At 43.2% G+C, this 26,844-nt stretch carries 23 protein-coding genes and 1 tRNA gene; 14 read left to right on the forward strand and 10 right to left on the reverse strand.

What is annotated here, in order from left to right; genetic code table 11:
• Window positions 1-564: 564 nt before the first annotated feature.
• Window positions 565-3,231 (reverse strand): M1 family metallopeptidase, encoded by a 2,667-nt coding sequence (locus WA1_RS45715; protein ID WP_017744235.1) that lies wholly within the window; start codon window positions 3,229-3,231, stop codon window positions 565-567.
• A 433-nt stretch (window positions 3,232-3,664) separates the two neighbouring features.
• On the opposite strand from WA1_RS45715, the gene WA1_RS45720 reads away from it, so the two are divergent.
• Window positions 3,665-5,338, forward strand: a complete 1,674-nt coding sequence (locus WA1_RS45720) for a DUF3352 domain-containing protein (protein ID WP_017744236.1) — start codon at window positions 3,665-3,667, stop codon at window positions 5,336-5,338.
• Here WA1_RS45720 and WA1_RS59040 read toward each other — a convergent pair.
• Complete coding sequence (locus WA1_RS59040) at window positions 5,315-5,482, reverse strand: hypothetical protein (protein ID WP_201789171.1); 168 nt, start codon at window positions 5,480-5,482, stop codon at window positions 5,315-5,317. The genes WA1_RS45720 and WA1_RS59040 overlap by 24 nt on opposite strands.
• Before the next feature lie 137 nt (window positions 5,483-5,619).
• Between WA1_RS59040 and WA1_RS45725 the strand changes: the two genes are divergently transcribed.
• The 5 genes from WA1_RS45725 to WA1_RS45740 all read left to right on the forward strand — a co-directional run bounded on the left by WA1_RS45725 (window position 5,620) and on the right by WA1_RS45740 (window position 8,637).
• On the forward strand, window positions 5,620-5,967 hold the full coding sequence (locus WA1_RS45725; protein WP_017744237.1) for a hypothetical protein: 348 nt from the start codon (window positions 5,620-5,622) through the stop codon (window positions 5,965-5,967).
• Complete coding sequence (locus tag WA1_RS45730) at window positions 5,964-6,371, forward strand: HNH endonuclease (RefSeq protein WP_017744238.1); 408 nt, start codon at window positions 5,964-5,966, stop codon at window positions 6,369-6,371. Before WA1_RS45725 ends, WA1_RS45730 begins: the two co-directional genes overlap by 4 nt.
• A gap of 96 nt (window positions 6,372-6,467) precedes the next feature.
• Window positions 6,468-6,605 carry a hypothetical protein gene (locus tag WA1_RS57790; protein WP_158516780.1) on the forward strand — a complete coding sequence of 46 codons (138 nt, stop codon included), beginning with the start codon at window positions 6,468-6,470 and terminating at the stop codon, window positions 6,603-6,605.
• Window positions 6,606-6,743: 138 nt separating this feature from the next.
• On the forward strand, window positions 6,744-7,664 hold the full coding sequence (locus WA1_RS45735; RefSeq protein WP_017744239.1) for a class I SAM-dependent methyltransferase: 921 nt from the start codon (window positions 6,744-6,746) through the stop codon (window positions 7,662-7,664).
• A complete protein-coding gene (locus tag WA1_RS45740; protein WP_017744240.1) occupies window positions 7,657-8,637 on the forward strand; it encodes a PrsW family intramembrane metalloprotease in 981 nt (326 codons plus the stop codon). The genes WA1_RS45735 and WA1_RS45740 overlap by 8 nt, the downstream gene beginning before the upstream one ends.
• 7 nt (window positions 8,638-8,644) lie before the next feature.
• On the opposite strand, the gene WA1_RS45745 is transcribed toward WA1_RS45740, so the two are convergent.
• The 8 genes from WA1_RS45745 to psbD all read right to left on the reverse strand — a co-directional run bounded on the left by WA1_RS45745 (window position 8,645) and on the right by psbD (window position 18,521).
• The gene (locus WA1_RS45745; protein ID WP_017744241.1) at window positions 8,645-9,634 is read right to left on the reverse strand and encodes a glycosyltransferase family 2 protein; all 990 of its coding nucleotides are present in this window, start codon (window positions 9,632-9,634) and stop codon (window positions 8,645-8,647) included.
• A 914-nt stretch (window positions 9,635-10,548) separates the two neighbouring features.
• On the reverse strand, window positions 10,549-11,418 hold the full coding sequence (locus tag WA1_RS45750) for a 6-carboxytetrahydropterin synthase (protein WP_017744242.1): 870 nt from the start codon (window positions 11,416-11,418) through the stop codon (window positions 10,549-10,551).
• Window positions 11,419-11,597: 179 nt separating this feature from the next.
• Window positions 11,598-12,302: a J domain-containing protein gene (locus WA1_RS45755; protein ID WP_017744243.1), complete on the reverse strand. Its 705-nt coding sequence runs from the start codon at window positions 12,300-12,302 to the stop codon at window positions 11,598-11,600.
• A 54-nt stretch (window positions 12,303-12,356) separates the two neighbouring features.
• Window positions 12,357-13,319 carry a cysteine synthase A gene (gene cysK, locus WA1_RS45760; protein ID WP_017744244.1) on the reverse strand — a complete coding sequence of 321 codons (963 nt, stop codon included), beginning with the start codon at window positions 13,317-13,319 and terminating at the stop codon, window positions 12,357-12,359.
• Window positions 13,320-13,428: 109 nt separating this feature from the next.
• Entirely contained in the window at window positions 13,429-13,866 is a 438-nt protein-coding gene (locus WA1_RS45765; protein WP_017744245.1) for an RrF2 family transcriptional regulator, read from the reverse strand.
• A gap of 243 nt (window positions 13,867-14,109) precedes the next feature.
• Window positions 14,110-15,891, reverse strand: coding sequence for an iron uptake porin (locus tag WA1_RS45770; protein ID WP_017744246.1), 1,782 nt, complete (start codon window positions 15,889-15,891; stop codon window positions 14,110-14,112).
• Between the two features lie 391 nt (window positions 15,892-16,282).
• Window positions 16,283-16,564 (reverse strand): 4a-hydroxytetrahydrobiopterin dehydratase, encoded by a 282-nt coding sequence (locus tag WA1_RS45775; RefSeq protein WP_017744247.1) that lies wholly within the window; start codon window positions 16,562-16,564, stop codon window positions 16,283-16,285.
• An 898-nt stretch (window positions 16,565-17,462) separates the two neighbouring features.
• Window positions 17,463-18,521 carry a photosystem II D2 protein (photosystem q(a) protein) gene (psbD, locus tag WA1_RS45780; RefSeq protein ID WP_066612834.1) on the reverse strand — a complete coding sequence of 353 codons (1,059 nt, stop codon included), beginning with the start codon at window positions 18,519-18,521 and terminating at the stop codon, window positions 17,463-17,465.
• Window positions 18,522-18,827: 306 nt separating this feature from the next.
• Here psbD and WA1_RS45785 point away from each other — a divergent pair, with 306 nt between their 5' ends.
• The 8 genes from WA1_RS45785 (at window position 18,828) to WA1_RS45820 (ending at window position 26,659) form a co-directional block, all read left to right on the forward strand.
• Window positions 18,828-19,100, forward strand: a complete 273-nt coding sequence (locus WA1_RS45785; protein WP_017744249.1) for a UPF0367 protein family — start codon at window positions 18,828-18,830, stop codon at window positions 19,098-19,100.
• A gap of 129 nt (window positions 19,101-19,229) precedes the next feature.
• Entirely contained in the window at window positions 19,230-19,907 is a 678-nt protein-coding gene (locus WA1_RS45790; protein WP_026134742.1) for an energy-coupling factor ABC transporter ATP-binding protein, read from the forward strand.
• A gap of 194 nt (window positions 19,908-20,101) precedes the next feature.
• A complete protein-coding gene (locus WA1_RS45795) occupies window positions 20,102-20,659 on the forward strand; it encodes an NYN domain-containing protein (RefSeq protein WP_017744252.1) in 558 nt (185 codons plus the stop codon).
• Window positions 20,660-20,876: 217 nt separating this feature from the next.
• Window positions 20,877-20,948: transfer RNA gene (locus WA1_RS45800), tRNA-Asn, on the forward strand.
• Between the two features lie 630 nt (window positions 20,949-21,578).
• Window positions 21,579-23,861: a glycoside hydrolase family 65 protein gene (locus WA1_RS45805; protein WP_017744253.1), complete on the forward strand. Its 2,283-nt coding sequence runs from the start codon at window positions 21,579-21,581 to the stop codon at window positions 23,859-23,861.
• A gap of 319 nt (window positions 23,862-24,180) precedes the next feature.
• Complete coding sequence (egtC, locus tag WA1_RS45810) at window positions 24,181-24,969, forward strand: ergothioneine biosynthesis protein EgtC (protein ID WP_017744254.1); 789 nt, start codon at window positions 24,181-24,183, stop codon at window positions 24,967-24,969.
• Window positions 24,944-26,239, forward strand: coding sequence for an ergothioneine biosynthesis protein EgtB (gene egtB, locus WA1_RS45815; RefSeq protein ID WP_017744255.1), 1,296 nt, complete (start codon window positions 24,944-24,946; stop codon window positions 26,237-26,239). Before egtC ends, egtB begins: the two co-directional genes overlap by 26 nt.
• A 129-nt stretch (window positions 26,240-26,368) precedes the next feature.
• Window positions 26,369-26,659 carry an MFS transporter gene (locus WA1_RS45820; RefSeq protein ID WP_026134743.1) on the forward strand — a complete coding sequence of 97 codons (291 nt, stop codon included), beginning with the start codon at window positions 26,369-26,371 and terminating at the stop codon, window positions 26,657-26,659.
• The last annotated feature ends 185 nt before the right edge of the window (window positions 26,660-26,844 follow it).

Below are 26,844 nucleotides of genomic sequence, written 5' to 3' on the forward strand. Positions count from 1 at the left end.
ATTAATTTAAGTAAATAAATTTTCTGTCTATTTTAGTTAGACAAATTAACAAAAATTGGTCTTCGATCCTTTATCCTTCATATTTCTTTACATAACGGCTTCGATCTCCACCCATTTACTTAATTTAAAGATTAAATTCAAGATTAGCTGTAAATAAAACTAATATTAGTATTTTTTAAAATTTTTATATAAAATCTCACAACATCTCTGCTCAGCAGTACCGTAGAATTACTGAAAATATCCTCCCTACGCAATACTGTTCGGTTAAAGATCGTTGAGGTGTCAGAACCCCGGTATCTTTAAGATACCGGGGTTCTAATTTCCGCTTAGGAGAGTAGTACAGTACCAAAACTTCATATGGTGGGCTTGTGGTACGGGCGTCCTCGCCCGCCCGCTCATCCAGTACCGCCCGCCCGCTCATCCAGTACCGCCCGCCCGCTCCGGAGTGTACGGGCGGGGACGCCCGTACCACAAGAGCAGAGTGTGGTTATAGACCTTGAAAACTGCGGTAAAATTTTGGTATATAGTAAAGACTAGCCATGCTAGTCTCTACACAGGATATTGCTAGGCAGATTTGCTTGACTGAGATTTTGCTTCCAAGTTCTCTAAACGACTTCTCAGTTCCTGATTTTGTTGCCTGAGTTGATCGACTTCAGACCGCAACTGACGCAACGCATTATCGGAACCAACACTATTTTGAACTCTAGAAATCTCTTCTTCAGCATAGCGACGCACTCGCCCATCTGGTGTTTGATCGGCTATGGCTTGCAGTGGTGCGATCGCTTTTGGTGTTTCCATTTGTCCCAAAGCCGCGACCACTGCCAATTCAGTCAAAAAGAACGTTTCCCTTGATATCTCTGTCAATCGCTCTAAAATTCGTTCTAAATTTGTCGTATTTTGACCAACTGAAATCTTTCCTAAAGCACGGATTGCAGCTAAACGAAGCGGTTGCGGGACTCCCAGCTTTGTATACTCCATCACTAAGTTTAGTGCATCTTCCGAGGTTTTGAGTTGTGATAAACCTGCGATCGCACCACTCCGCACAACTTCATTCCAACCTGCTTTGTCCTCCAGAACAGATTTCAGCAACTTGATAACTTTGTCTTCCTTTATTTTCAAAGATGCCGATGCTGTTGCAATTGTACCTACAGCACGAGCAGTTACCGACTCCACATAATAACTAGGATCGCCCCTTACCAGCAAATCCTTCAGTGCTTTGTAACTGTCGGAAATCTTAATTTCACTTAATGATTCTACAATAGCACGGCGCACGTGAGCATTTTTGTCTTTCAATCCAACAACTAAAGCATCAAAAGCTTGATCTAACTTGATTTCGGCGATTTGTTTTGCCACCTCAGTACGGACGCCCCAGAAAGGTTCCTTAGTTAACGCTGCAGACAGTGCCTTCAAAGCCTCCAAACCACCTTTCTTTGCCAAAGCCTCAGCCGCATAAATACGGGAGATGGGATTGGGGTCGAATTCCAACTGTGCTTTCAACTCCGGTATCGGGTACTCCAAAGATACCGTTTTCAAGAAATGATTCCCCACATCAAAGCTGACAAATTGAGGTTTTTCTTCTAATGGGAAATAAAAACTTTGTTCTCGTTCATTGACACGCACGGTGAAAGTCTTTAAGTAGGGAGTAGGGAGTAGGGAGTGGGGAGTGGGGGGGAGGGGGGGAGGGGGGGAAACTTCACCTTTGTCTTCTTCTTTAACATATCCAAAACCGATAGGAATTCTCAAGTCAAACAAACTGTTACTGCTACCGTTGTTTCCCAACTCAGCCTGGGTTTGGGTGACTGTCACCTTAGCCAACTTGGAATCTCCATCCCAGGAGTAAACTACTTTAAAATCAGGATGACCGCCACGATAAACGTACTGGTCAAACAGGAACAGGAGATTGCGCCCGGTTGCTTTTTCAATCGCCCGCAGCAAATCCACTGTTTCTACAGTATTGTGAGCATTATCCCGCACAAATGTCTGGATTGCTTTCCAGAACAACTCATCTCCCAATTCTGCCCGCATCATGTGATAAACACACGATCCTTTCTCGTAGATGTGGCGATCGTAAAGTTCAATGGCTTCTCGATAAACGTGGGTTACCATGGGGCGGCGGTAGCGTCCGCTATCCTCAGCTAGATAACTCCGGGCTTCTAACAATCGATAATATGCTGCTTCTTCTGCACCATATTCTCGTTCTGTCCATATGACCTCTGAATAAGAAGCCATACCTTCTTTAATCCAAGCATGAGACCAATGCTTGATCACCACCAAATCCCCAAACCACTGGTGCGCCAATTCGTGGACAACCAAGCTTTCCGTGTTGCGGTTGTCCAGTGCGGCTCTTGCATCCAGCAAACACCTATCTGTCAACAGCGTTGTTGAAGTGTTTTCCATTCCCCCAAAGATGAAATCATCAACACACACTTGAGCGTATTTGGGATAGGGGTAGGGATAACCGTACTTCTCACTCAAAAACTCTATCATTTGAGGAGTTTTGCCCATACTGCGCTTGGCATCTTCCTCGCGCCCTTTTTCTACGTAGTATGTTACGGGAATGCCATTCCATTCATCGCCAATTTCTGCAAAATCACCGACAGCAAGAGTCATTAAGTAAGTTGGATGGACTTGCTTTTGCAACCAGTGATAAATTTTGTAATTGCCGTCTTCATCTGTAGCTATGAGTTCGCCATTAGAAATCGCGATGAGAGGTTTGGGAACACGAAGGCGAATTTCCGAAGTCGATAGTTGTCCCGGATAGTCAAAACACGGGAACCAAAAACGAGAATCTTCGTCTTCTCCTTGAGTCCAAACTTGGGTGGGCTTGTTGGGGTAGTGTTTGTCTGCTTCTACAAAGTAAAGACCCCGTTGTGGTTTTTCTGCTGAGTAGGCGATCGCGATCGCTATCTGCTTGTTAATCTCAGTTGGTATATTGAGGGCGATCGACAACTGCTTTCCGTCGTACTCAAACTGTTGTGGATTGCCATCCACTTGAACCGACTTAATGTTGAGATTAATGGCATCCAGAAGCAAGCGCTCCAGACCATTACGGATAGGTGTTAAAGTAATGCTACAAGTACCGTGGTAACTTTTGTTAGGAATATCTAAGCTGAGGTCAAGAAAAATATGCTCTACCTGTCCGGGCTTATCTGGATTGTAGTGCGGTTTTGCCCCCGGTAACTCAAAAGACTTGTATCGGTTACTCTCTGTATCAAAATAATACTGCGACATCGATGTTTACTGACCTTAGAAACCCTGAAAACTCTTAAATTGAAAAATTTAGGCGACAACGCGATCGTTTCGTGCTGTTCCTTAATTCATTCCATACACCCTAATACTTTGCACCCTGTTATCTCTATACAGGCATTTTGTACCAAGAAAGTTTAACATTCTGTAAAAATATCATAAATATATATAGATTAGAATAGCTTGCCACTATCTAAAGGAATATATTTTTCAGATAAAGAACTTTCTTTTGCGGATTGGCATTTAAAACTGGTGTAGTTCCTCTAGAATCGCTAGAAGACCCGCCGTGTATAGAAGTAATAATTCTATCAGTAATTACCGAAAAGTTAACATCAAATAAGTCAAGGATTCCGAAAACTCCACAATGACGTTTTTACTAACCTCTAAGACAATTTGAAGAAAATAGGACATTTTAACAATGCCAGAAAGTAAATCTAAGAATAATTTTTTAATTCCCGCTATTGGTACTGCCATAGTTATAGCAGGGGGTGTAGCTGCCTATATGTACTTTAAAGGTGGCCCCCAAGGAAACGTCTCCGACGCTCTCAATGCTGCCAAAATTGTACCAGATGAAGCATTGATGGCAACCTATATTTCCACCGATCCAACAGTTTGGGCAAAGTTAGAACAGTTTGGTACGCCAGAAGCCCAGAAGATAGTTGCCAAAGGGCTAGAGGACTTCAACAAAGGCCTCTCAACTGACAGCAGCATTTCTTATGAAAAAGATCTAAAACCTTGGGTAGGCGGCGTGATGATTGCCGTACTTCCACCTAACCCAGTCAAACCCGCACAGAATACCCCGCAAGCTTCCCAGCAATCCAACGTCCTGATGGTAGTGGGGATCAAAGACAAGATGCAAGCTTTGAACTTTGCCACCAAATTAAAAGGACAAAAAGACTTAAAAATCACAGAAACTGACTATAAAGGCGAAAAAATTATAGAAACTGCTGGAAAAAGCTCACCAACATACACTTCTATTTTAAATAATACATATGTAGTATATGCAACAGAAAAACCAGCTATAGAAAGTGCTATTGACACATTTAAAGGACAGCCTTCCTTTGCCAACAAAGAAGGTGCAAACAGCTTGCTAACTCAAGGTGTCAACGTCGAAAACACCGTCGCACAAATCTATGTGCCTGATTATGCTGGTATGGTACAGCAACTTATTGCCACTAATCCACAATCAGCACAATTACCACCACAAACACTATCACAATTGAAACAAGTAAAATCACTGGTTGCGGGCGTTGGGATTGATAATGTAGGTGTACGGATGAAGGCAACTGCTAAATTAGATCCCCAACTCGTTAAATTCCAGTACCAAAATACTGGATCTAAAGTTGTGTCGGAATTTCCGGCAGATACAATGGCGATCGTGAGCGGACAGGGAATCAGCAGTTGGTGGACAACAGTTGTCGAACAATCAAAAGAGGTTCCTGAATTAAAGCAAACTCTTGAAACAGCCCGCCAGCAACTGAAATTCGTCAATATTGACCTAGATAAAGAGGTTTTTAGCTGGATGGATCGGGAATTTGGAATTGCAGCCATTCCATCCAATCAAGGCGTGTTGGCACAAACTGGCTTTGGAGGAGCATTTGTATTTCAGACAGGCGATCGCAAAACTGCAGAAGGTACTCTCAGCAAATTAGACACCCTTGTCAAAACACAATCTTTAAACATTGCCAAAAGAAATATTGGTGGCAAAGAAATCACTGAATGGCAAATTCCCAAACAAGGAGCATTGTTAGCACACGGTTGGCTCAATCAAGACACCTTATTTGTAGCGATCGGCGGTCCCATAGCAGAAATGTTAGCAGATCGTAAAGGTCCAAGCTTAGACGGCAGCGCGAACTTCCAAGCAGTCACCAACACCTTACAAAAACCCAACGGCGGTTACTTCTATATAGATATGGATAAAACCGCATCTGTAATCAATCGCTTCGCCACCGCACAACAGCAACCAATTTCACCAGAAGCCAGTGCCATCATGAGTTCCATTCGCGGTTTAGGTATGACAGCCACTAGCCCTGACAAATCAACCTCTCAAGTCGAGATGTTACTAGCATTAAAACCCAAATCTGGCAATTAAAATTTGTGGTGCGGGCGTCCCCGCCCGCCCTGCATTCATCAATCTTGTGGTGCGGGCGTCCCCGCCCGCCTTGCATTCATCAATCTTGTGGTGCGGGCGTCCCCGCCCGCCTTCGATGACTAACGGGCGAGACGCCCGTACCACAAGAGATTTGGTCACTGGTCATGAAACAAGATCCCCGACTTCTTCAAGAAGTCGGGGATCTGAGTCTTTGAATTCTGACAAATTTAGATAGGATTGCTATAAATTGGAGATAAGAATCTTCACTCAAAGCTTGCATTGTGGCAAAAATTACTCTTGAAGTACCCGATGAATTATCAGAACAACTAGTGCAACTAGGCGATCGCCTTCCAGAATTGCTTGCACTTAGTCTTCAACAACCACCCCTTCCAGCTAGAATATACCGATACATTCTTGATTTCCTGGCTAGTAAACCGACATCAGAGCAAATTCTTGCTTTCCGTCCCACATCAGAAATGCAACAACGATTGCAAACCCTGGTGAAGCGAAGCCACGCAGGAGAACTGACTGCTACAGAACAAGCAGAATTAATTGAGTACGAACGCATAGAACATTTGGTAATTATGCTGAAAACTGGTAACTTAGCCAATCTAAGCAAGATCTCATGAGTGTTACTTATATTCCAGCTGCACTGCGTCGCTTGGTTGAAGAACGAGCAAGATACCGATGCGAGTACTGTTTACTACCTCAAAATATTTCATTCTTTCCTCACGAAATTGACCATGTTATTCCTGAAAAACATGGCGGTAAAACTGATGCAGGGAATCTCGCTTTCACTTGTTGGCGTTGCAATCGATATAAAGGTACCGATCTTGGTTCCTTTGACCCTCAAACAGGTGAATTTAGCTTTTTATTTAATCCTCGCATACAGCAGTGGACTGAACATTTCGCTTTTGAAAAACTTAAAATCGTTGGGTTAACTCCTGAAGGACGCACAACCGCAAAATTGCTTCAATATAACAATGATGAAAGGCTTGCAGAAAGAGAAAGATTAGGCGAACACCCCTCATAAGAATCTTACAAAAAATAAATCATCCAATCTTGTGGGGTGGGCGTCCTCGCCCGCCCTTGTATTAATCCAGCCCTCCATCACTAACGCCCGCCTTCGATGACTAACGGGCGAGACGCCCGTACCACAAGAGATTTAGTTACTGGTCACTGGTCACTGGTCACTGGTCACTGGTCACTGGTCACTGGTCACTGGTTACTGGTCACTGGTTACTGGTCACTGGTCACTGGTCACTGATTACTGGTCACTGATTACTGGTCACTGGTCACTGATTACTGGTCACTGTTAAGAAGTTGATTTGGGAGTGAAGATTGGATCGCTTCGAGCTTTATCATATTTGATAGACAAGCTCATTCCAAAGGTAGATCGAGATTAATGAACACGGCTGTCAAAAATACTCCGGGATTAGCTTCACGCTTCATAAATGGAGTCCTCGCTATCAAGCCTCTCGCTAACCTAGCCAAACACCAAGCTAGGCAAATGATGATTAAACGTGCTGAGAAAATCGGTGTCAATTGGACACAAGAAGTCCGCACGCTACAAGCACGAGATTGGACACAAGATTTTGCGAAAGTACAAAATCCTCAAGTCACCTACCCAGACTATTACTTGCAATCTTTCCACGCTTATGATCAAGGAGATCTTTGCTGGGAAGCCGCTCTAGAGGTAGAAGTGGCTGCTCAAACCGTTCACGCAACTCTTTGGGGCAATGCTACAGTACAAGGAGATGCTCAGCTACGCCAAAGTTATCATAATATCCTGGCTAAGCAACTCCCCAAACAGCCACAAGCTATCTTAGATATTGGGTGTAGTGTGGGCATGAGCACATTTGCACTACAAGAAATTTATCCTCACGCCAAAATTACTGGGTTAGACTTGTCTCCTTACTTTCTCGCCGTTGCTGAATACCGCAGCCAGCAGCGCAGTGTCAATATCGATTGGGTTCATGCATCTGCGGAATCAACCAGGCTGCCAAGTGCCTCGTTTGATTTTATCTCCATGTTCTTGATTTGTCACGAGTTACCTCAAGTCGCAACTAGAAAAATTTTTGCAGAAGCCAAGCGTCTGCTGCGTCCGGGCGGTTGCATAGGAATCATGGATATGAATCCAAAATCAGAAGTGTATCAAAAGATGCCGACTTATATTATGACTTTGCTCAAAAGTACGGAACCACTGATGGATGAGTATTTTTCATTCGACATTGAGCAAGCGTTAGTGGATGCTGGTTTCAATACTCCTACCATCACTCCCAACAGTCCGCGCCATCGCACGGTCATTGCTCAAGTGCGTGGTTGATGTACTGCTAGTCTTGTTGGCAGTGCTACCACCACTGCTCCTTTTGGTGTATTACTACAGCCGCATTCCAACAACTATCTCTTTCATGCGGCTGCTGTTATTCTTTGCTCTTGGGGCAATATCTGGGTTTGTTGCTCTTCACTTAGAACTGATTTTTGAAACAGTTGCCCAATGGATTGTGAATTGGCGCATCATTCAGCGATCGCTATTTGGTGTTGCCTTGCGACAATTGATTGCAGTGGGTCCAATTGAGGAAGGTTGTAAGTTAGTCACAGTCATTGCTTTAACTAACTATTTTCAACGTCGGTATCGGTTACGTCATAGCACAGTTTTTCTTTTTTGTCTAGCCGTTTCACTGGGTTTCACGGCTAAGGAAAACTGGGTTTATCTTTTTCACGGCTTTCAAGGTACACCATCAATTGTAGAACGAGTGATTAGCACTCCCGTACACGCCATGTTTTCTGCACCTTGGGGATACGCCTTGGGGATGCTTGTGAACACTAGTATTTACTCAAACCGACATAGAGGTCAAGTTTCTCAAGCATGGCTAAATTCTGTGATTTGCCATGCTTTAGTAAATGTTTTATCTATCAGTGGTCGCTACCCTTTTCCCTTGCGCTTGCTCAATTACGGATTGTTTCCGTTCCTGTTATGGATGTTTTGGCGACTGGAAAAATACTTACAAAAGATGCAAGGTCAAGAGCCAAGGACTCTTATCTCTGGTTCTACACTCAAGCAACACCTGTGGAGACGGTTTTTGATGCTATTAACCCTGATGCTTGGTGGAAATGTTATCTTCGTGCTGTTTACCTTAACCAGAGATTTGAGTTTCCTCAATCGATTGCAACTTTTTGACATTAACGTTGCATTGTCTGTTGTGAGTCGCTTATCTCTTAGCTTGATTCTTGGGCTTTCAGCGTGGGCTATCTACCGCTACTTGCGTCGCTTAGCTAGCCGCCGCCGATATTTTTAAATGTTTTCTAGATAGTCAGAAATTTACGTGCTAGAGGGCGAGGAATTATGGACAGAGCAAACGCAGCAACTGTTCTCAAGTTAAACTTTTGCCACCGTAGTGCGTGCAAAAGATAGGGTCGTGCTTCTTGGGTTTGTTCGGCTTTCAGTAAGCCTATAGCCAAGGTTGTGTGTGCTTGCAACCATTTTTCTTGGAAGTAAGCCTTGAACTCTTGCAACCGTTCATCCTCCATAAATTGTCGGTAGCAGTAAATTCCTGCTTTTCCGGCTCGAATTTTTGACTGAATACTTAGAGTCCCATTCACAAAGGTTTCTGATTGAGTGTGTACGCGATACTTACTCAATTTTTCAGGAGAGTAATATGCTCCTCGTCCAGTACGACAAGCAAGATAAGTTAGATACAAATCCCAATAAGAACCCATTTGGGGTGGAAAATCATCCCAGTCAATGGCATCTTTGCGAATTATAGTAGCTACCGCACTTGGAACAGCTTGATGGACTAGTCCAATTTCATAAAAAGGCTGGTAAACTCCTTCCTGTAGCTGGTCTCGCTTCCAACGTACAGTATTTTCCTCTGTAGCTACAGCATCAACCTTGCCTTTTGAATCTATTATGTAGTGGTCGCTGAATGCGATCGCTAAATTCGCATTTGCCTCTAGATGTGGAATTAGCTTTTCCAAAAAGTCCTGATTCCAAACATCATCATCGTTCAAACTGGCAACATATTTTCCTCGTGCTGCCTTAAATGCATTTATCACATTCAAAGCTATGCCTGAATTCTTTGTATGGCGCTGGAAACGAATTCGCGAGTCTTGAAAAGAATCCACAATATCTTGCGGGTTCTCTACACTACCGTCATCCGACACAATAATCTCTACATTTTTATAGGTCTGGTTGACAGCGCTTTCTATGGCTTCTCTAAGATATTTGGGACGATTGTAAGTAGGAATTACCACACTAACTAGTGGTTCTCCTAATTGGTTCTGTGCTTGTAGCATTTTTACTCCTTTCGGTTAGCTCAGCTTTTGCCAACAGATGCAACTTTCATTTTGACTGAAAACTAAAATTTTATGAAAAATCAAGAATCAACAAACCTCGCTTTAAATGATAGCATCTACTCCATTGCTGTGTACGTTCTCTTGAAGTTTGTAGTCCTTATCTACTTGAATTCTTATTTTTTTACAAAAATCATGAATTAAATTTGGAGATGAAATTATGAATGTTTCACGACCTAACCTCCTTGTCTATCAAGCATTTCTAAATTTTTTCTCCTCTTGTGCTAACATCTAAAGTCCTCATTTGGATTTTTGCTATTTTTCTTTCACACCTATTTGTAATTCATATGACAAAAAAATCAGAATTTGTGTTTTACAAAACCATACTAGTGCTTACACAGTATAAATATAAACTTATTCTATTTTATTAAATCCTTATAATATCTGCCTTAAGGAAGAATTATTTTTAAATTAAAGTTAAATCAAGGTTAATAAACTAGCGACTGACCTCGCCTAGAAAAAGTTCCAGAATTTAGATTTTTATATACAAAAATCTTTTTCTTTGGCTGTATTACTACTATTTAAAAAAAACACTCTATGGGTATAAGATCTTCACAACCATATAAGGATGTAAAAAATCAAAAAATGTCCTATTAAGTGAAAAACAGACTGCGAACGAGATTGGAATAACAATAAATCTAGAAGGTCGGTACAGGAGTTAAAATCGGGGCAATAAACCCGGTTTCTCTTTGTCGGACACCTTGATATCTCGTATGCTCAACTTGAAGAAACCGGGTTTTTATAATTACTGTACCGGCGCTCTAGATGATTGCCAAAAGCTTATAAAATTACAAAAGCCTATCGCAATGAAAAATCTTTGGATAGGCTTGATAATTTTTTTGTTGTTTGTATGAACTCTATACTCGTACTAAAACAGACTCGTTATGTACAATGTTGGTACTCAACTCATATTCAGTACAGTAGATTTCACAAGAATTGTTGGGGCTTTCGATTAATTTAACTTTGTAGAGCTTTGCGCCTAATTCTTGAATAGGCGATCGCAACAAATGACTGATGTGAAGTGCAATGTTCTCAGCAGTGGGAACCACTTCAGCAAAATAAGGTATATCTTTATTGAGGAAGGTATGGTCAAATGGCTCAACCACGTAGTCTTCAATTGCTTGATTAAGAGCTACCAAATCCGCAATCATACCAGTGCGGGGATTAATTTCCCCGACTACAGTCACTTCTAAGTGGTAGTTATGCCCGTGTCCGTTAGGGCGAGCACATTTCCCATAAATCTCGAAGTTAGCTTCATTGCTGATATCGGGATGAGCAAGTCGATGAGCAGCGCTAAAGTGAGTGCTAAGAGTGAGGTAAGCTTCCATTGCGTTTCCTAAATAATCAGCCCAAAGTTCGGGGTGTTCAAAAAGCTGCACGCGAACAACAGGCAAATAGGGTGCCAGTTTGTGCCATATAACCCGTGCAATATTTTCTGTGGTAGGCAGAGTTTGTTGAAATTCTGACCACACATCGTTAAGATAGGAGAAATCCAATTGGCTAGTGACTTCGCGCTTGATAACGTGTTTCACGTCAGACAAGTTTAGTACCATACCATATTTGTCTAGTTCCCCAGCAAGGGAGACAAATAAAACATAGTTATGTCCGTGTCCGGGAAATTTAGAGCAAGCACCAAATTTCTCAAGATTTTCTGCATCGCTCAGTTCTGGTAACCAGTAGCGATGGCTTGCCGAAAATTGAGCGCGGCGATTTACAATGCATTTCATGAGTGTTTGGAAGCAAAACTTAAAATTTCTTAAATTTTTCTGCTTCCAGCATAAACTAATTTTTACTAAAGTTACAGCAAGTCGGCGGGAAAGCCCACATATAACTAGGGGTGGGATGAACTATTGCCCACCCCATGCCCCATGCCCCACTCTCCACTCCCTACTCCCCACTCCCCATACTAAACGTATGCACCCATAGAGTCGTGTGCTTCACGATACAAACGATTCGCAATGCGGAACATTTCTTGTCCGGTATGCAAATAATTCTCGTCATAGCTCAGAGGGTAGTATTTGAGCTCATCTAGTCCATCGCCAATTTGATTCAGGCAATAATAGAGATGGGCGGCGGCTCTTGCTAAGGTTGGAGGATTGGGTAAGGATCGAAATTTGGTTTGGGCTTGCTTGAGGTCATCACGACAGGCGTCCAAGTAATCTTGAAATTCATCTAATAGGACATCATCAAAGGGATCGGCAGAGAGTTTCTCTACTTGCTCTTTTAAAGAATAAAGAATGCGGGAAACCAAACGATTCACAGGCTGATAAACAAAGTGCAACCACTCTTCAATTTGCTCATCTGCTTCTTTTCCTGTTTGCCGGGTAGCCGGGTATTGCTTTTGTGCTGAGGCTGTACGCTGTTGGCGACTTCGACTTGCGCGATCGGAAAGCTGGCGCAGTTTGTGGTCGTAATTTTGGCGATTTTGAGCATCCCCTAAAACCTCATAAGCTGCGTTAATACGTATAATAGCGTCTGAGTCTGAGGATTCCTGTTTGCTATCTGGATGAAACAATTTTACCAAGCGACGGTAAGCTTGCTTGATCTCAGATTGGCTAGCGTCAGGACGAACTTTAAGTGTTTCGTAGTGATTGCTTTGGTCACTGGTCATTGGTCAGGTGGTCACTGGTCATTGGTCAGGTGGTCACTGGTCACTGGTCAGGTGTTAACTTATGCTAGCGGCTATTTTGGGTTCCAAGTCTTGGAACAATGGTGTACTTAAATACCTTTCGCCAAAGCTAGGCTGAACCATGACAATCAAGCGCCCTTCGTTTTCTTGACGTTTGGCAACCTGAATTGCCGCGCACAACGCAGCACCACTAGAAATTCCCGAGAGAAGCCCTTCTTCTCTTGCCAAACGACGACCGTAGGCAATAGCTTCATCATCCGTCACAGAAATGACTTCATCTATTACGTTTACATTCAGAACTTGAGGAACAAACCCCGCCCCAATTCCCTGAATTTTGTGAGGTCCGGGTCTTCCCCCAGCTAAAACTTGGCTGTTGGTGGGTTCAACTGCGATCGCTTGAAAACTGGGCTTGCGTGCTTTAATCACCTCTGCCACACCTGTAATAGTACCACCAGTACCCACCCCAGCAACAATGATATCAACTTGTCCTTCCGTATCTTCCCAAATTTCTTCAGCTGTGGTTTCCCTGTGTATTTTAGAGTTAGCCGGGTTGCGGAACTGTTGCAACATATAAGTATGAGGTGTTGTGTCAACAATTTCCTGTGCTCGCCGAATTGCCCCACTCATACCTTCAATTCCCGGTGTGAGTTCAAGTTCAGCGCCAAAAGCCCTTAGCATAGCCCTTCTTTCAGAGCTCATTGTTTCAGGCATAGTCAAAACTAAGCGGTAACCCTTTGCAGCCGCAACCATTGCCAAAGCAATTCCCGTATTTCCAGAAGTCGGTTCCACCAGCACTGTCTTACCTGGAGAAATCAAACCTTCCTCCTCAGCATTATTAATCATGCTCACGCCAATGCGGTCTTTAACTGACGCAGCTGGGTTCATGCTTTCCAACTTCACGACAATTCGAGCAATACAACCTTCCGCTTGAGGAATGCGGTTAAGTTGTACTAGAGGAGTTCGTCCAACAAGTTCTGTAATATCACGTGCTATCCGCATATTTTTATCCTTAGTTAGTTGTGAGTTGTGAGTTGTTAGTGGTTAGTGGTCAACGACTAACGATGACAGGCGAGACGCCTGTCCTACACCACTAACCACCAACAATTAATTAAATGTAGTACATTATGTCCAATTGCCGACGAGAATCTCGCTTTTCACATAAATCAGCAAGTGTATACTTTTGCAAAACTGAATTTGCTGCGTGCATTGCTTCAAGCCAGACGTCTTCTATAACAGCGTTATCTACAGTTTTAGGGTTAACGTCCTCTTCAGCAGTCCGCACGTCCAACCCTTCCAAACAACCTAAAATCTCAAATAGCGTTATTTTCCAAGGGTCTCGCGCCAACAAGTAGCCACCTTTCGCTCCGCGTTGGCTTTTAACCAAACCGCCACGTCTTAAAGTTGCTAGGAGTTGTTCTAGATAGCGATCTGGTATATTTTGCTGTGCTGCAATCTGTCGAATTTGTAGCGGTTCCCCGCTTTGGTGATGGGTTGCGAGCTCCAGTAAAGCAAGAATTGCGTATTCTGACTTACACGATAGTTCCACAGGTGACAAATAAAGGATGAAGGATATACGGATGAAGGATAACTATTGTTTATGCTTTATCTTATATCCTTCATCCTTTTTCTATTATACTCCGGTTATCCACTAGGGTTTGTTCTTTTTAAAGTAAATTTTCAACAAAAAACCCCACCTTGTGGTGGGGTTGTTGGTTAGCCGTTAGTCGTTAGTCGTTAGTTGTTGGTTGTTGGTTATTACTGCTACTAACCACTAACCACTAACAAAACTCTAGAAAGTAAATGTTGTTCTCAAAGTACCAATGAAAGCATCATCATTGTCGCTGTTCTGACCGGGTGCTGTTAGCCAGATAACACCAGGGGTAATGGAGATGTTTTCGTTGACTTGATACTTGTAGAAGCCTTCAACGTGGTATGGGGTATCGTTACCAGTGAAACCAGGACGGTTGCGGGAATAGGGTTCTGCACCAGCAAAAACACCTAAAACGTTACCTTTCTTACCAAAGTCAGGTAGGGCAACGCCTACTCCATAACCCCAAGCTTCAAAGTCATCATTGGCACCAAAGCCAGTGACATCATGGTAAGAAATAAAGCCACTGATGGAGAATTTGTCGCTTGGTCTGATAGCTGCAGATAGACCGTAGGAGTTACTCGAAGATGCTTCTATAGCACTCAAGGTGTTGGCTTGTGCAGTACCTACCACAGGAAGGTTTGTACCGCCAACGTTACCTGCTAATCCACCAGCATCGAATAGATTGCTACCGGAACCGTGATAACCGTGAACGTAGGTTGCAGCTAATGCAAATCTTTGACCGAGGTTAAAGTTCAATTGTCCTAAAGCAGCATAGTTACCGTTGAAGACACCTGAACCCAAACCAGGATTATTTGGTTCTGATGCCAAGTAACCTACAGTTAGAGAACTCGGTCTGAGGATACCGCCACCTTTACCAAAGTTAATATTGAGCGCTCCACCTGCGCCACCACCAATCCGGTAGATGGGGTTTTCAGAAGCGAAGGTAGACAGTGCGCCATTACCACCGTCGTAGTCTTCAAAATAGGGGTTGTTGGTAGCAGCATAGTCGCTGTGAATACCACCAGTTGCTGCAACATAGAGTTGAGCAGGTCCAATGGGAACGTAGTAAGCCAACCAATCTAGCTGGACATCATTACCATTGTTGTTGAGGTTGAAGGTCTGCAAGCCTTCGCCACTGGTGTTATTGTTAACACCACCAACGTTGAACCTATTACCATTACCAGCCGCAAGACGAGTATGCAAAACGTCTTTACCTGTAAAGCTGGTTTGTAAGTCCAAACGAACTCTGTTTTGGAAGACAGTGTTGTTGTTGTCACCGGTGCTGTCTCCAAAAGCATCAGTGAGAGCGAAGATGGCTTCACCAACGAGTTTGGTTGTGGTTGAGAACTGGTTAGCTTCCAATTCTGCAGCCCGTGCTTCTAGTGCATCAACGCGACCGCGTAGGGTTGCTAGTTCCGCCGCAAATTCTTCTTGCAACCTCTGTAAGGTTGCCAAATCTTCTTTTCTAACCAAGTCAGCTGTTGCTGTTGCAATCAATTCATTGACTCTATCCAAACAAGCGTTTAAACCAGCCGCAAATTCATAACGGGTTAAAGCCCTGTTACCGCGATAGGTTCCGTTAGGATAACCAGCAATACAACCATAACGTTCAACCAAGGACTGCAATGCTTGGAATGCCCAATCTGTTGGTTGTACATCAGAAAACTGAGAAACAGATGTCACTTGAGCTTGGGTTTGACCTCTGCCCTCATTAGTGTACTGATTCACTTGGTCTAACACATTGACCTGTGTTGTAGACTCTGCTTGAGCCACTATTTCTTGCTTTTTGGCAACTTCCGCAACACTAGAAGTTGTTGATACTGATGTGAAAGCCTCTTGAGTTCCTACTTGTGAAACTCCTGCTGTCACAAATTCACTCTCTGTGGGGTTTTGAGCAGCCATCGCAGCTGCGGACATCAGCAATGTTGCTCCCAAAACTGCTGGACTTACCACTAGAGATTTCCACAAGATATTAGCCATTGTTCCTCTTCTCCTCACACCTTAGATAGATAACTTTGTTCGTTACAACTATTCCGGATTTGCCTGTTTGTGTTGATACTTGTGGATTAGGCATATACGCCCTCTACACACCATTTTAGTTTTTGCCAAGCTAACGATTAGTTAATTTTAGGTAAAGAATTAATGTAATTAACTTATGCAAAAACATAGCTGCATAGTTTGTAATTATAGTTCACCATTACTGGATGGCAAGATATAAGCGTTCGCCTTCTGAACTGTCACATAACTTGTCTCAGTACGCAGATACAAATCAATCACAATTTGCACAGGGATTCTCTCTAAACGCTATCCAAAATAGACAACACTTTTACACAAGTAACTTTTAGGCAAATGACATAAGCGCTAGTAACACTTATTTGATTTGAGAAATCACTTTTGCCAAATCAAAGTCTTTTTGTGTTAACCTACCTGCATCGTGAGTGGTTAGTGAAATTTTGACTCGGTTGTAAGAAATTTCTATATCTGGATGGTGTCCTGCTGTTTCAGCAGGTTCGACAAGCTTGTTGACGAACTCAATCGCTTCAACAAAGCCATGAAACCTGCGGGTACACCCTAATTGTGTCCCAGATACAGTCCAACCTGTCAAATGGGTTGTCTGTTCTTGAATTTCCGTCTCTGAGAGTAGCTGCGCCATATCAAATCATCCCAACAACTCAGACTAGATCCTTTGTAACACTTTGTACTGAAAATGTCTTGTTATTTTACTCACGTACTTGTGCCTCCCCTACTACGGAATACGATCGAAAAGGATTTAAGTATAGACGATAAAAGAAATACACTCGCTTTTTCTGTATGTACAACCTACAGGTTAAACCTGAGCCACCTCTCTTCATCCTTGATACTTCACACCTCATCCTTTAGACATGGTTCCCTGGTATGACTTTATTCTTATCAAGATGCACTGGTTTTCTAGATTGAGATATCAGGTTAATTCTAGTTTATAAAAAAAAAGACGTTATCTGTCTTGAGACGTTCCCTAATAAACAGTGACCAGTGACCAGTGACCAGTGACCGCTGTACGGGCGCAAAGCCTTGCGCCTAACCAAACATAAAACTATCCGCTCTAAATTAGATTAGGGAACCTAACTTAGAGCGGTGTAGCGGGTCTTCAGGTTGCAACCAGACTGCCGGAAGGAACTCCAACTAGTCTAGCTGCTTAGTTTTTAGCAGAGCTAAAGAACTAAGGCTAGCTCTTAGAGAACAGCCCCGGCACACAGCCGATATTCAGCAACCTGATGACCCATGCATTTACTACTTTCTATCATGGGCATCACCTCCTTGTTGCCTAAACGGTCTTAGTCTCAAAGACAGAGGATTGAACCCCTGTGTTGTTCACTTTAGCTAATATAACACAAGTTTTTGAGAATAGGGAGTTGGGAGTTGGGAGTTGGGAGTTGGGAGTTGGGATTGAAGACAAGGGAAAAATAACGATTGTTCTAACTTCTACCCCCTAACCCCTACCCCCTAAATTAAAAAACCCCGCTTGAGGGCGGGGCAAAGTTATCTATATAAGGTGTTGAAATAGCGCACTATTACAACGCATTACCACGAGGCAGAACTTCCTCAGGGAAGACAAATTTTTCGTGAGGCTGGTCTTGAGGAGCCATCCAAGCGCGGATACCCTCGTTTAGCAAAATGTTTTTGGTATAGAAGGTTTCAAATTCTGGGTCTTCTGCCGCACGCAATTCTTGCGACACGAAGTCATATGCTCGCAGGTTGAGTGCCAAACCCACAATCCCAACTGCGCTCATCCACAGCCCGGTCACTGGTACAAACAACATGAAGAAGTGTAACCAGCGCTTGTTGGAGAAAGCAATCCCGAAAATCTGTGACCAGAAACGGTTCGCTGTCACCATGGAGTAGGTTTCTTCTGCTTGGGTGGGGTTGAACGCACGGAAGGTGTTTGACCCTTCACCGTCTTCAAACAGGGTGTTTTCTACTGTTGCTCCGTGGATCGCACACAGCAACGCTCCACCTAGTACACCTGCAACTCCCATCATGTGGAAGGGGTTGAGTGTCCAGTTGTGGAACCCTTGCAAGAACAGCAAGAAGCGGAAGATTGCTGCCACTCCAAAGCTGGGTGCAAAGAACCAGGATGATTGTCCCAAGGGGTACATCAAGAATACGCTCACGAACACTGCAATTGGTGCCGAAAACGCGATCGCATTGTATGGACGTATCCCTACGAGTCTGGCGATTTCAAACTGTCTGAGCATAAACCCGATCAGCGCAAAGGCTCCATGCAGCGCTACAAAAGGCCACAATCCGCCTAATTGAAACCAACGGGTGAAATCTCCTTGTGCTTCTGGTCCCCACAACAGCAACAACGAATGTCCCATGCTGTCTGCTGGTGTGGATACTGCTACTGTCAGGAAGTTACACCCTTCCAAGTAGGAGGACGCCAAGCCGTGTGTATACCAGCTTGTTACGAATGTTGTACCGGTCAGCCAACCGCCGAGGGCTAGGAAAGCACAGGGAAACAACAGTATCCCCGACCAACCTACGAATACGAAACGGTCGCGCTTCAACCAGTCGTCTAGTACGTCAAACCACCCTCTTGTACTGGGGGCGCGTCCAACTGCGATGGTCATTGCAACAAATCTCCAAACTTTTATGATTACAGGTTTCCTATCCCTGCCTACAGACAGACGTTTAACCGTTGCCTACAAGCAGAAAGTTAACAGGTTTATCCGTCAAGTTAACAATTTTTAACTGACGTTAATTTAAATTCTATGTATAAATCGTGAATTTTTCCAGTCTTTTTTCAAAAATATTTAACTTCTTAATCTAATGTATAATTCTGTCACCTCGCCCTCCTCCCCTCATGTCCCACTTTTCACATCCCGGCTTTGCTAACGCTAAAATGAGACCTGAGCCTGAAATTTGATGAGTAATAGATGTATACCATTGACTTAACAGTAAAAAACACAGCCTTCCCCATATCAGTGGAACGTAAGTCAGCTGAAGAGGCTGAAGAACTGTATCAACTTATTTTGAAAGCAATGCGATCGGGTAACCCTGATATTGTGGAATTGCAAAGTGAGGGGAAAACAGACAAAAAAATTGCAGTCAGAGCCAGTGAAATTTCAGGAGTACAAGTGATTCAGAAAGATGGTTCAGCAGCTGGATCTGGCAGACCACCAGGTTTCTTTGCGATCGCATCTGAGTGAATATCAGTGACCAGTGACCAGTGACCAGTGACCAGTGACCAAGGGAGACAAGGAAGAAGTGCCATTATTCCCTACTCCCTACTCGCTACTCCCTACTCCCTACTCGCTACTCCCTACTCCCCACTTTCCATGACAGAACTAGGCATTGAGGTCAAAGATTTAAACTTTAGCTGGTCATCTGGAAACAACATTATAGATGGTTGTTCGCTCGAAGTGCCTAAGGGAGAATTTTGGATGCTCTTGGGTACTAATGGCAGTGGTAAATCCACTTTACTCAGACTGCTAGCAGGAACATTAATTCCTCAGTCAGGGGAAGTTAAACTTTCCCATCCTGTAGGCTTTGTTTTCCAAAACCCAGATCACCAACTGGTAATGCCAACAGTTGGGGCTGATGTTGCTTTTGGGCTAGTGGAAGAAAAACTCCCTTTAACTGCTGTCAGGACAAGGGTTGAAGAAGCTTTAGAGGCTGTCAATTTGCTGTCACTGCAAAAGCGCCCCATTTATGCTTTGAGTGGAGGACAAAAACAGCGAATTGCGATCGCAGGTGCTTTAGCTCGTCGCTGTGAAGTCCTTTTATTGGATGAACCCACTGCCTTACTCGATCCAGATAGCCAATTGGAATTAGTAGATGGTGTCCGCCGTCTGGTAAAAGGTCGTGGGATTACAGCCCTTTGGGTAACCCATCGTCTAGAAGAGTTAAATTATTGTGACGGTGCTTTTTTATTAGAAAAAGGTTCTTTGGTAGATCGAGGTGAACCCGAACGCTTAAAACAACGTTTAATGGAGTTACACGAAGAAAATCCTTGAACATAGGGCAATCGGCAATTCCCTATGCCCAATTCCCAATTCCCTCTTAATACTTTGTAACACCCTGTCAGAGCCGCTTTGGAGTGGCTGCTGCATTTTTTTGAATTTGTAACATAATGTTACAAGGCATGATTGAAGTACTATAAAAGTTATGAATGAATTTGGTTAACTTTTGAAGACTGTGAATAAAAATCATGCTGCGTTCCTCATCCCAAGCCGTCTTATTAGTAGACGGCTACAACATAATAGGCGCTTGGCCTTGTTTAAGGAAAACCCGCGATAAAACAGGCTTGGAACCTGCACGCTGGGAACTCATAGAAGCTTTGACCAGTTACACTGCGTTTCAAGGCTACGAAACCCAAATCGTGTTTGATGCTCAATACCAAAACGGTTGCAGCAACAGAGAAACGATTACCGAACATCTATCGGTTTATTATACTGATTTTGGGCAAACTGCAGACACATATATAGAAAAACTCTGTGCATCTTTAAGACATCAAGTGGCTCAATCTATTATATCTCGTGTGATTGTTGCCACATCAGACAGAGCACAGCAGTTAATGATCATGGGATACGGGGCAGAATGGCTGTCAGCACAGCAGTTGTGTTATGAGGTAGAAGCTAGCGTTTGTCGAGCGCGGCAGAAGTACCAACCCCGAAAACAATCTCACAAAAGATTTTTAGCAAACTCTATTGATGATAAAGCACGTCAACGATTGGCCGAATTGCGAATGGGGTTCACAAAATCTTGAGAACTCGTGCTAAATCCTGAGATCAACAAATATAGAGGTTGTTTCAATCCAAAATATGTTTGGGCCTTTTGGGGCAAAGTGAAAGTTTAGAGACAAGCGTCATCTAGACGATAAGTGCCATGGGACGCATAGGTTCAAAAGAATTTCCCAAAAATTTTCCAAAAGTACTTGCCATTTCCTTCTTTCTACTTTACTATAAGTAATTGTTGACTGACGTTCCTCAGTAGCTCAGTGGTAGAGCGATCGGCTGTTAACCGATTGGTCGCAGGTTCGAATCCCGCCTGGGGAGTTTAAATGAATCATTGATTGTGAAGTCAAAGTTCTTGGCTTCATAGTTAATAAAAGTGCTTCCAAATGAAAAAATGTTATAAAGCCCATTGTTTAATGTTGGTAAGCGACTGGATTTCTTTGTAGAGACTAAGCACGGCTAGTCTGTACGCATACTAAACTACACAGAAACCAGATTTTTGCCCCCATTTTAACGCGGAAATTAGAACCCCGGTTTCTTCAAGAAACCGGGGTTCTGACATCTCAATTGGGGTTCCAACACCTCAATTATCGTATCCTTTGCAGTATCAGTATCGTTCTCTTCCCAACTCCCCACTCCCCATTCCCTACTCCCTCTTTTCTGTGACAGTGCATGCAAAGCACTATTAGTTGACAACAATTTATTAAAAAATAATGAAGAATATGTATTTCTAATGAATTTGTGTTTCTACCTTTAAAATTTCCAATTGAAAAACTTCATAATATCTTTCTATTAAGTACTAAAAGTGGGAACCATACTTTTTCAGAGGGTGTCACTCTCCGTAACTATACAGCGGTCTTATAAAGCAAACTGTCTGTAATTAATTGCTATTTGACCCCTAAAACTTCTATTTCAGTCTGCCAACAATAGCACTATAGGTTTTATTAAGTAATGCTTTACCTCTCAAATCAAACTAGCCAAAACAATCAACAGCTCATTGACTCCAATGGTTGGAATGTTATTGAAACTGAGTTCAACCCTGCTCAACTGCACCACAAAGAAACAGTCTTCACCACAGGTAATGGTTACTTGGGAACGCGGGGTACTTTTGAAGAAGGATATCCTAACGAATTAAGCGCAACACTCATTCACGGTATTTATGATGACGTTGCGATCGCGACTACAGAACTTGTGAACTGTCCCAACTGGCTCACTTTAGTTGTGAACGTAGAAGGAGAACGCTTTCGACTTGATACTGGTGAACTTATATATTATGAGCGTCGGTTGGATATGCGTTTGGGTATAGTTAATCGTGAAGTGCGGTGGCGTTCCCCAAAAGGTCACACCATAGACTTCCATTTTGAGAGGTTTGCCAATCTTGCAGATCGACACGTTTTAGCGATCAGATGTCAAATCACCTCACAAGACTTCGAGGGAGAAGTTTCTGTAGAAATTGAATTTGACCCCAATCCCCACAACCAAGGTGTCAAACACTGGAAAACCCTCAATCAAGGAAGTGCAGACAATATAATTTGGCTCCACAGCCAAACCCTCCATTCTGCAATGCAACTTGGCATCGCCGCTAAGCTTTCAGTAGCAGGGGATTTTGAAGACAAGGTAGAATTGTCCTCCCCCCTCCCTCACTCCCTCACTCCCTCACTTCCTCACTCCTCCATCTCCTTCCACTGTTCGCCACAACAAACGGTGATAGTAGAAAAAATTATCACCGTCTTTACGTCACGGGAAACAGAAACTCCTATAGCTACAGCCTTAAATAGATTGGCTGAAGTACCCAGTTACAGCACTTTGCTAGCTGCTCACATTGCAGCCTGGGAGAAAGTGTGGCAAGACAGCGATATTGTTATTGAAGGTGATATCAAAGCTCAGATTGCCGTTCGCTACAATCTGTTCCAGTTACTTGCTGTTGCACCCCGTCATGACGATCGCGTCAGCATCCCTCCAAAAACACTTTCTGGTTTTCCCTACAGGGGACATATTTTTTGGGACACAGACATTTTTATCCTTCCCTTCATGACTCTGACTCAACCTGCACTGGCGCGGAACTTGCTGACATATCGCTACCACACTCTTGAAGGAGCAAGACGCAAGGCAAAAGAAGCTGGATATGCAGGAGCCATGTATGCTTGGGAAAGTGCTGCAACTGGCGATGAAGTCACGCCTCGTTGGGTACCCGGTCCAAATGGTGAGTCCATCCGTATTTGGTGCGGTGATATTGAAGTGCATATCAGCACTGACGTAGCTTATGCTGTTTGGCACTACTGGTTGCACGCGGGTGATGATGAATGGATGCGCGATCGCGGTGCTGAAATAATTTTAGATACAGCTACGTTTTGGGAAAGTCGAGTTGAGTGGAACCCAGAGGGCAATTGTTATGATATCCGCGATGTCATTGGACCCGATGAAAATCACGATCGCGTAGATAATAACGCCTTTACCAATTTGATGGTGCAGTGGCATTTACAATCGGCTTTAGCTCTGTGGGATTGGTTGTGTCAAGCTTATCCTGACAAATCAGCACAATTAAAAATCAAACTTAATTTGGAAGCAGAACGGTTTGAAAAGTGGGCGTTGATTGCCAATAAACTCTATGTCAACCAAGATCCACACACTGGTTTGATGGAACAATTTGAGGGCTTCTTCCAACTAGAAGATGTCAATTTAGCTGAATACGAACCTCGGTCAAAATCAATGCAGGGTCTTTTGGGAATTGAAGCCACAAGTCAAAAGCAAATTCTCAAACAGCCAGATGTGTTGATGCTCATGTATTTATTGCGCGACCGCTACGACCAAAAAATATTGCAAACCAACTGGAACTACTACAGCCCCCGTACCGATCACAGCTACGGTTCTTCCCTTGGTCCTGCAATTCATGCCATTCTAGCTTGCGACTTGAATCAAACAACAGAAGCTTATACCCATTTTATGCGAGCAGCGTTAGTTGATTTAGAAGATGTGCGCCGTAACGCAGCTGAAGGAATTCATGCTGCAAGTGCGGGTGGAGTTTGGCAAGCAGTTATCTTTGGGTTTGGAGGCGTTCGCATGACTCAATTTGGTCCTGTTGCTTGTCCCAATCTTCCCCAAGGTTGGACTCGTCTCAAGTTTCGCTTGAACTGGCGCAATGAATGGTATGAGTTTGATTTAACGAGTGGCGATCGAGTTGGGGAAACAACGGTACAAGAAGAACAAGAAGCAGTCTTGGTAGAGGCTGCTTAATTTCACCTCAATAAGTCATCGCAATCACTAGTTTGTAGTTGCGCTGTCTTCGCTCTTGTATAAAATTCACAAGTGAAAACCTGGTTTTGCACAAACCGGGTTTTTTATAAGCATTTTGAACATTTTCCGCTCCATTTAGTGAAATTTAAAGATGACGTTGCTACAATGTTAAATTATGTTAAACTTTAACATAATTTAGACTTTGTCATGCTAAGAGAGTATTCCCAAAGGACTATCGCACTGTAAATTTATGGCAAATTCAGGAAATTCTCAGTAAATCAACTTAATTTCTAAAATATGGAGAACAAATTCCCCTCTTATGTGCCGATTACTTGCTTATCTTGGTTCCCCCACTTCTCTAGAACCCCTATTATATCAACCCGACCATTCACTCATAGTTCAAAGCTATAAACCACGTGAAATGCTCTCTGGTGTGGTGAATGCCGATGGCTTTGGTGTTGGTTGGTATCATTCTCGCCAAGAGACCGAACCATTCATCTACAAAAATACACTACCGATTTGGAATGATATTAACCTACCAAGTCTCAGCCGTTACGTAGAATCCGGATGCGCGATCGCTTATATTCGCAGTGCTACCCCCGGTCAAGCATTAGATTTTAGTAACTCTCAGCCGTTTCAGTATCAGAATCTGTTATTTATTCACAATGGTCGAATTGACAAGTTCCGGCAAACGCTTTACAGACCCATACGCAGTCAGTTAAGTGATGAAATTTATAAATGGATTGGTGGAGCTACAGATTCAGAACATATTTTTGCTTTAGTGCTCAACCAGTGGTTAACTCATCCTGGTAAAAGTCTAGAGCAAGCTTTACACACAACATTGCTCAAGCTAACAGAGTTAGCCCAAAGCCATCAAACCTATGTCCTTGCCAATATCGTCATCAGTGATGGAAAACGCCTAATTGCGTCTCGCTTTGGCACACAATCACCTGCACCTTCCCTTTACTGGTTATGTAACGATCCAACTTTTCCCAACTCTACGATTGTTGCATCTGAACCGCTATTTACTGGTAACTGGATTCCTTTTGAAGAAAATAGCATCCTCAGCGTCGGAGAAAATTGTGATATCAGAATTGAGCAAATCTAATTTAAAAGAAACAATTTATAACGCATACCATCAATGTCGCTCTAAAACCCTCACCTTATTTGAAGATATTGATGAAGTTAGCTTTTGTCAGCAAGCTCATGCGGACTTTAGCCCTGTTGGGTGGCATTTAGGGCATATTGCTTACACCGAGTCCTTTTGGCTGTTAGAACGCACGGCTGGTTTTCCCTGCTTATTTCCACAGTACCGAAAGTTGTTTGCAGCTGATGGCTTACCAAAAACAGAGCGAGTCAAATTACCCAGCTTAGAAGAAACTCGCGATTACTTAGAGACTGTTAGAGGCAAAGTTCTGCATTATTTGGAAGTTGCCAATTTAGAGAAGCAAGACCGTCTTTGGCGTTTTATGCTGCAGCACGAAAGTCAACACAGCGAAATTGCTACCTTTGTGTTGGAAATCCTGAAGAGAGAAAAGGGAGTGGGGAATGGTGAGTGGGGAGTGGGGATTGGAGACAAGGAGGACAAGGAAGTAATCCAAAATCCAAAATCCAAAATCCAAAATCCAAAATCCCCTGAAATGATTGAGATTCCTGCAGGCGAGTTTGAGATGGGAAACAACTCAGTGGATGCGCTAGATAATGAACGTTCAGCACATCGAGTTTATCTAGATACATATTGGATTGACCGCTATCCCGTGACTTGCGGGCAGTATCGGGTATTTATGGAGGCAGGAGGGTATCAAAATTCACAATGGTGGTCAAAAGCGGGTTGGGAATGGCTGCAAACAGAGCAAGTGACACAACCACTTTACTGGTATAGCGATCGCCATCAAGAAAATCACCCAGTTTGTGGTGTCAGTTGGTACGAAGCAGAAGCTTATTCACTGTTTGTAGGGAAACGATTACCAACTGAAGCAGAGTGGGAAAAGGCAGCTAGTTGGGATACCCAGTTTAATCGTCGTTTATTATACCCTTGGGGAAATCAAGAACCCATGCGACAACTTTGCAATCACAACAGTTTCAACAAAGGAACAACCCCTATAGATGCCTTTCCTGATGGGCAAAGTGCATATGGTTTGTACGATACTCTAGGTAATGTTTGGGAATGGACATCGACTTGGTTTGATAGTTATCCTGGTTTCCAAAGCTATCCGTATATAGGATATTCGCAAGTTTATTTTGATCAACAGCATCGCGTTTTAAAAGGTGGCAGTTGGGCAACACGCCCTTGGGCATTACGCTGTAGTTTTCGTAACTGGTATTATCCTCATATGCGCCAAATTCTTGCAGGATTTCGCTGTGCTCGTGGTTTGTAAGAAGCGTCCAGGGCAGAGGGCAGGAGGCAGAGGGCACAAGGCGATAATATAGAATTATGGGATTTTGCTCTTCAAACATCCCATAAGTTAAAATTTTCTGTGATTTTCGCTACGCAAAGAAAAGCAATCATGGTCGAAGCAACGCTGGTTCAGCAGGAAAATGCACCAAGTTCTGTGCAACATAAAGTCGGGCATTGGGTGCTATTATCAACGATTCTTGCCTCAAGCATGGCTTTTATCGACGCTTCAGCGCTAAACGTCGCCCTCCCTGCTTTACAGAGCAATTTTGGAGCCACTGGTGTAGAACTGCTGTGGATTGTTAATGCCTACCTACTCATGCTCGCTGCTCTCATCTTAGTTGGCGGTTCGCTTGGCGATCGACTAGGGCGGAAAAAGGTGTTTGCAATTGGCATTAGGTAAATTAGATAGAACATATAAACGAATAAAAATTGTGAAGAGAGTAGAGACACAAGAGATAGATGAAAGTAAAAAGCTAGAACTAGAAAACAAGATTAGGAACTACCATTATCCATATGAGAAGCTAGAGTTCACAATCAAATAGTTTCTCTAAGTTATCGCACAAATTTATCTGATAACTTTCAGGA

It is taken from the genome of Scytonema hofmannii PCC 7110, from assembly GCF_000346485.2.
Taxonomy (GTDB): domain Bacteria; phylum Cyanobacteriota; class Cyanobacteriia; order Cyanobacteriales; family Nostocaceae; genus Scytonema; species Scytonema hofmannii.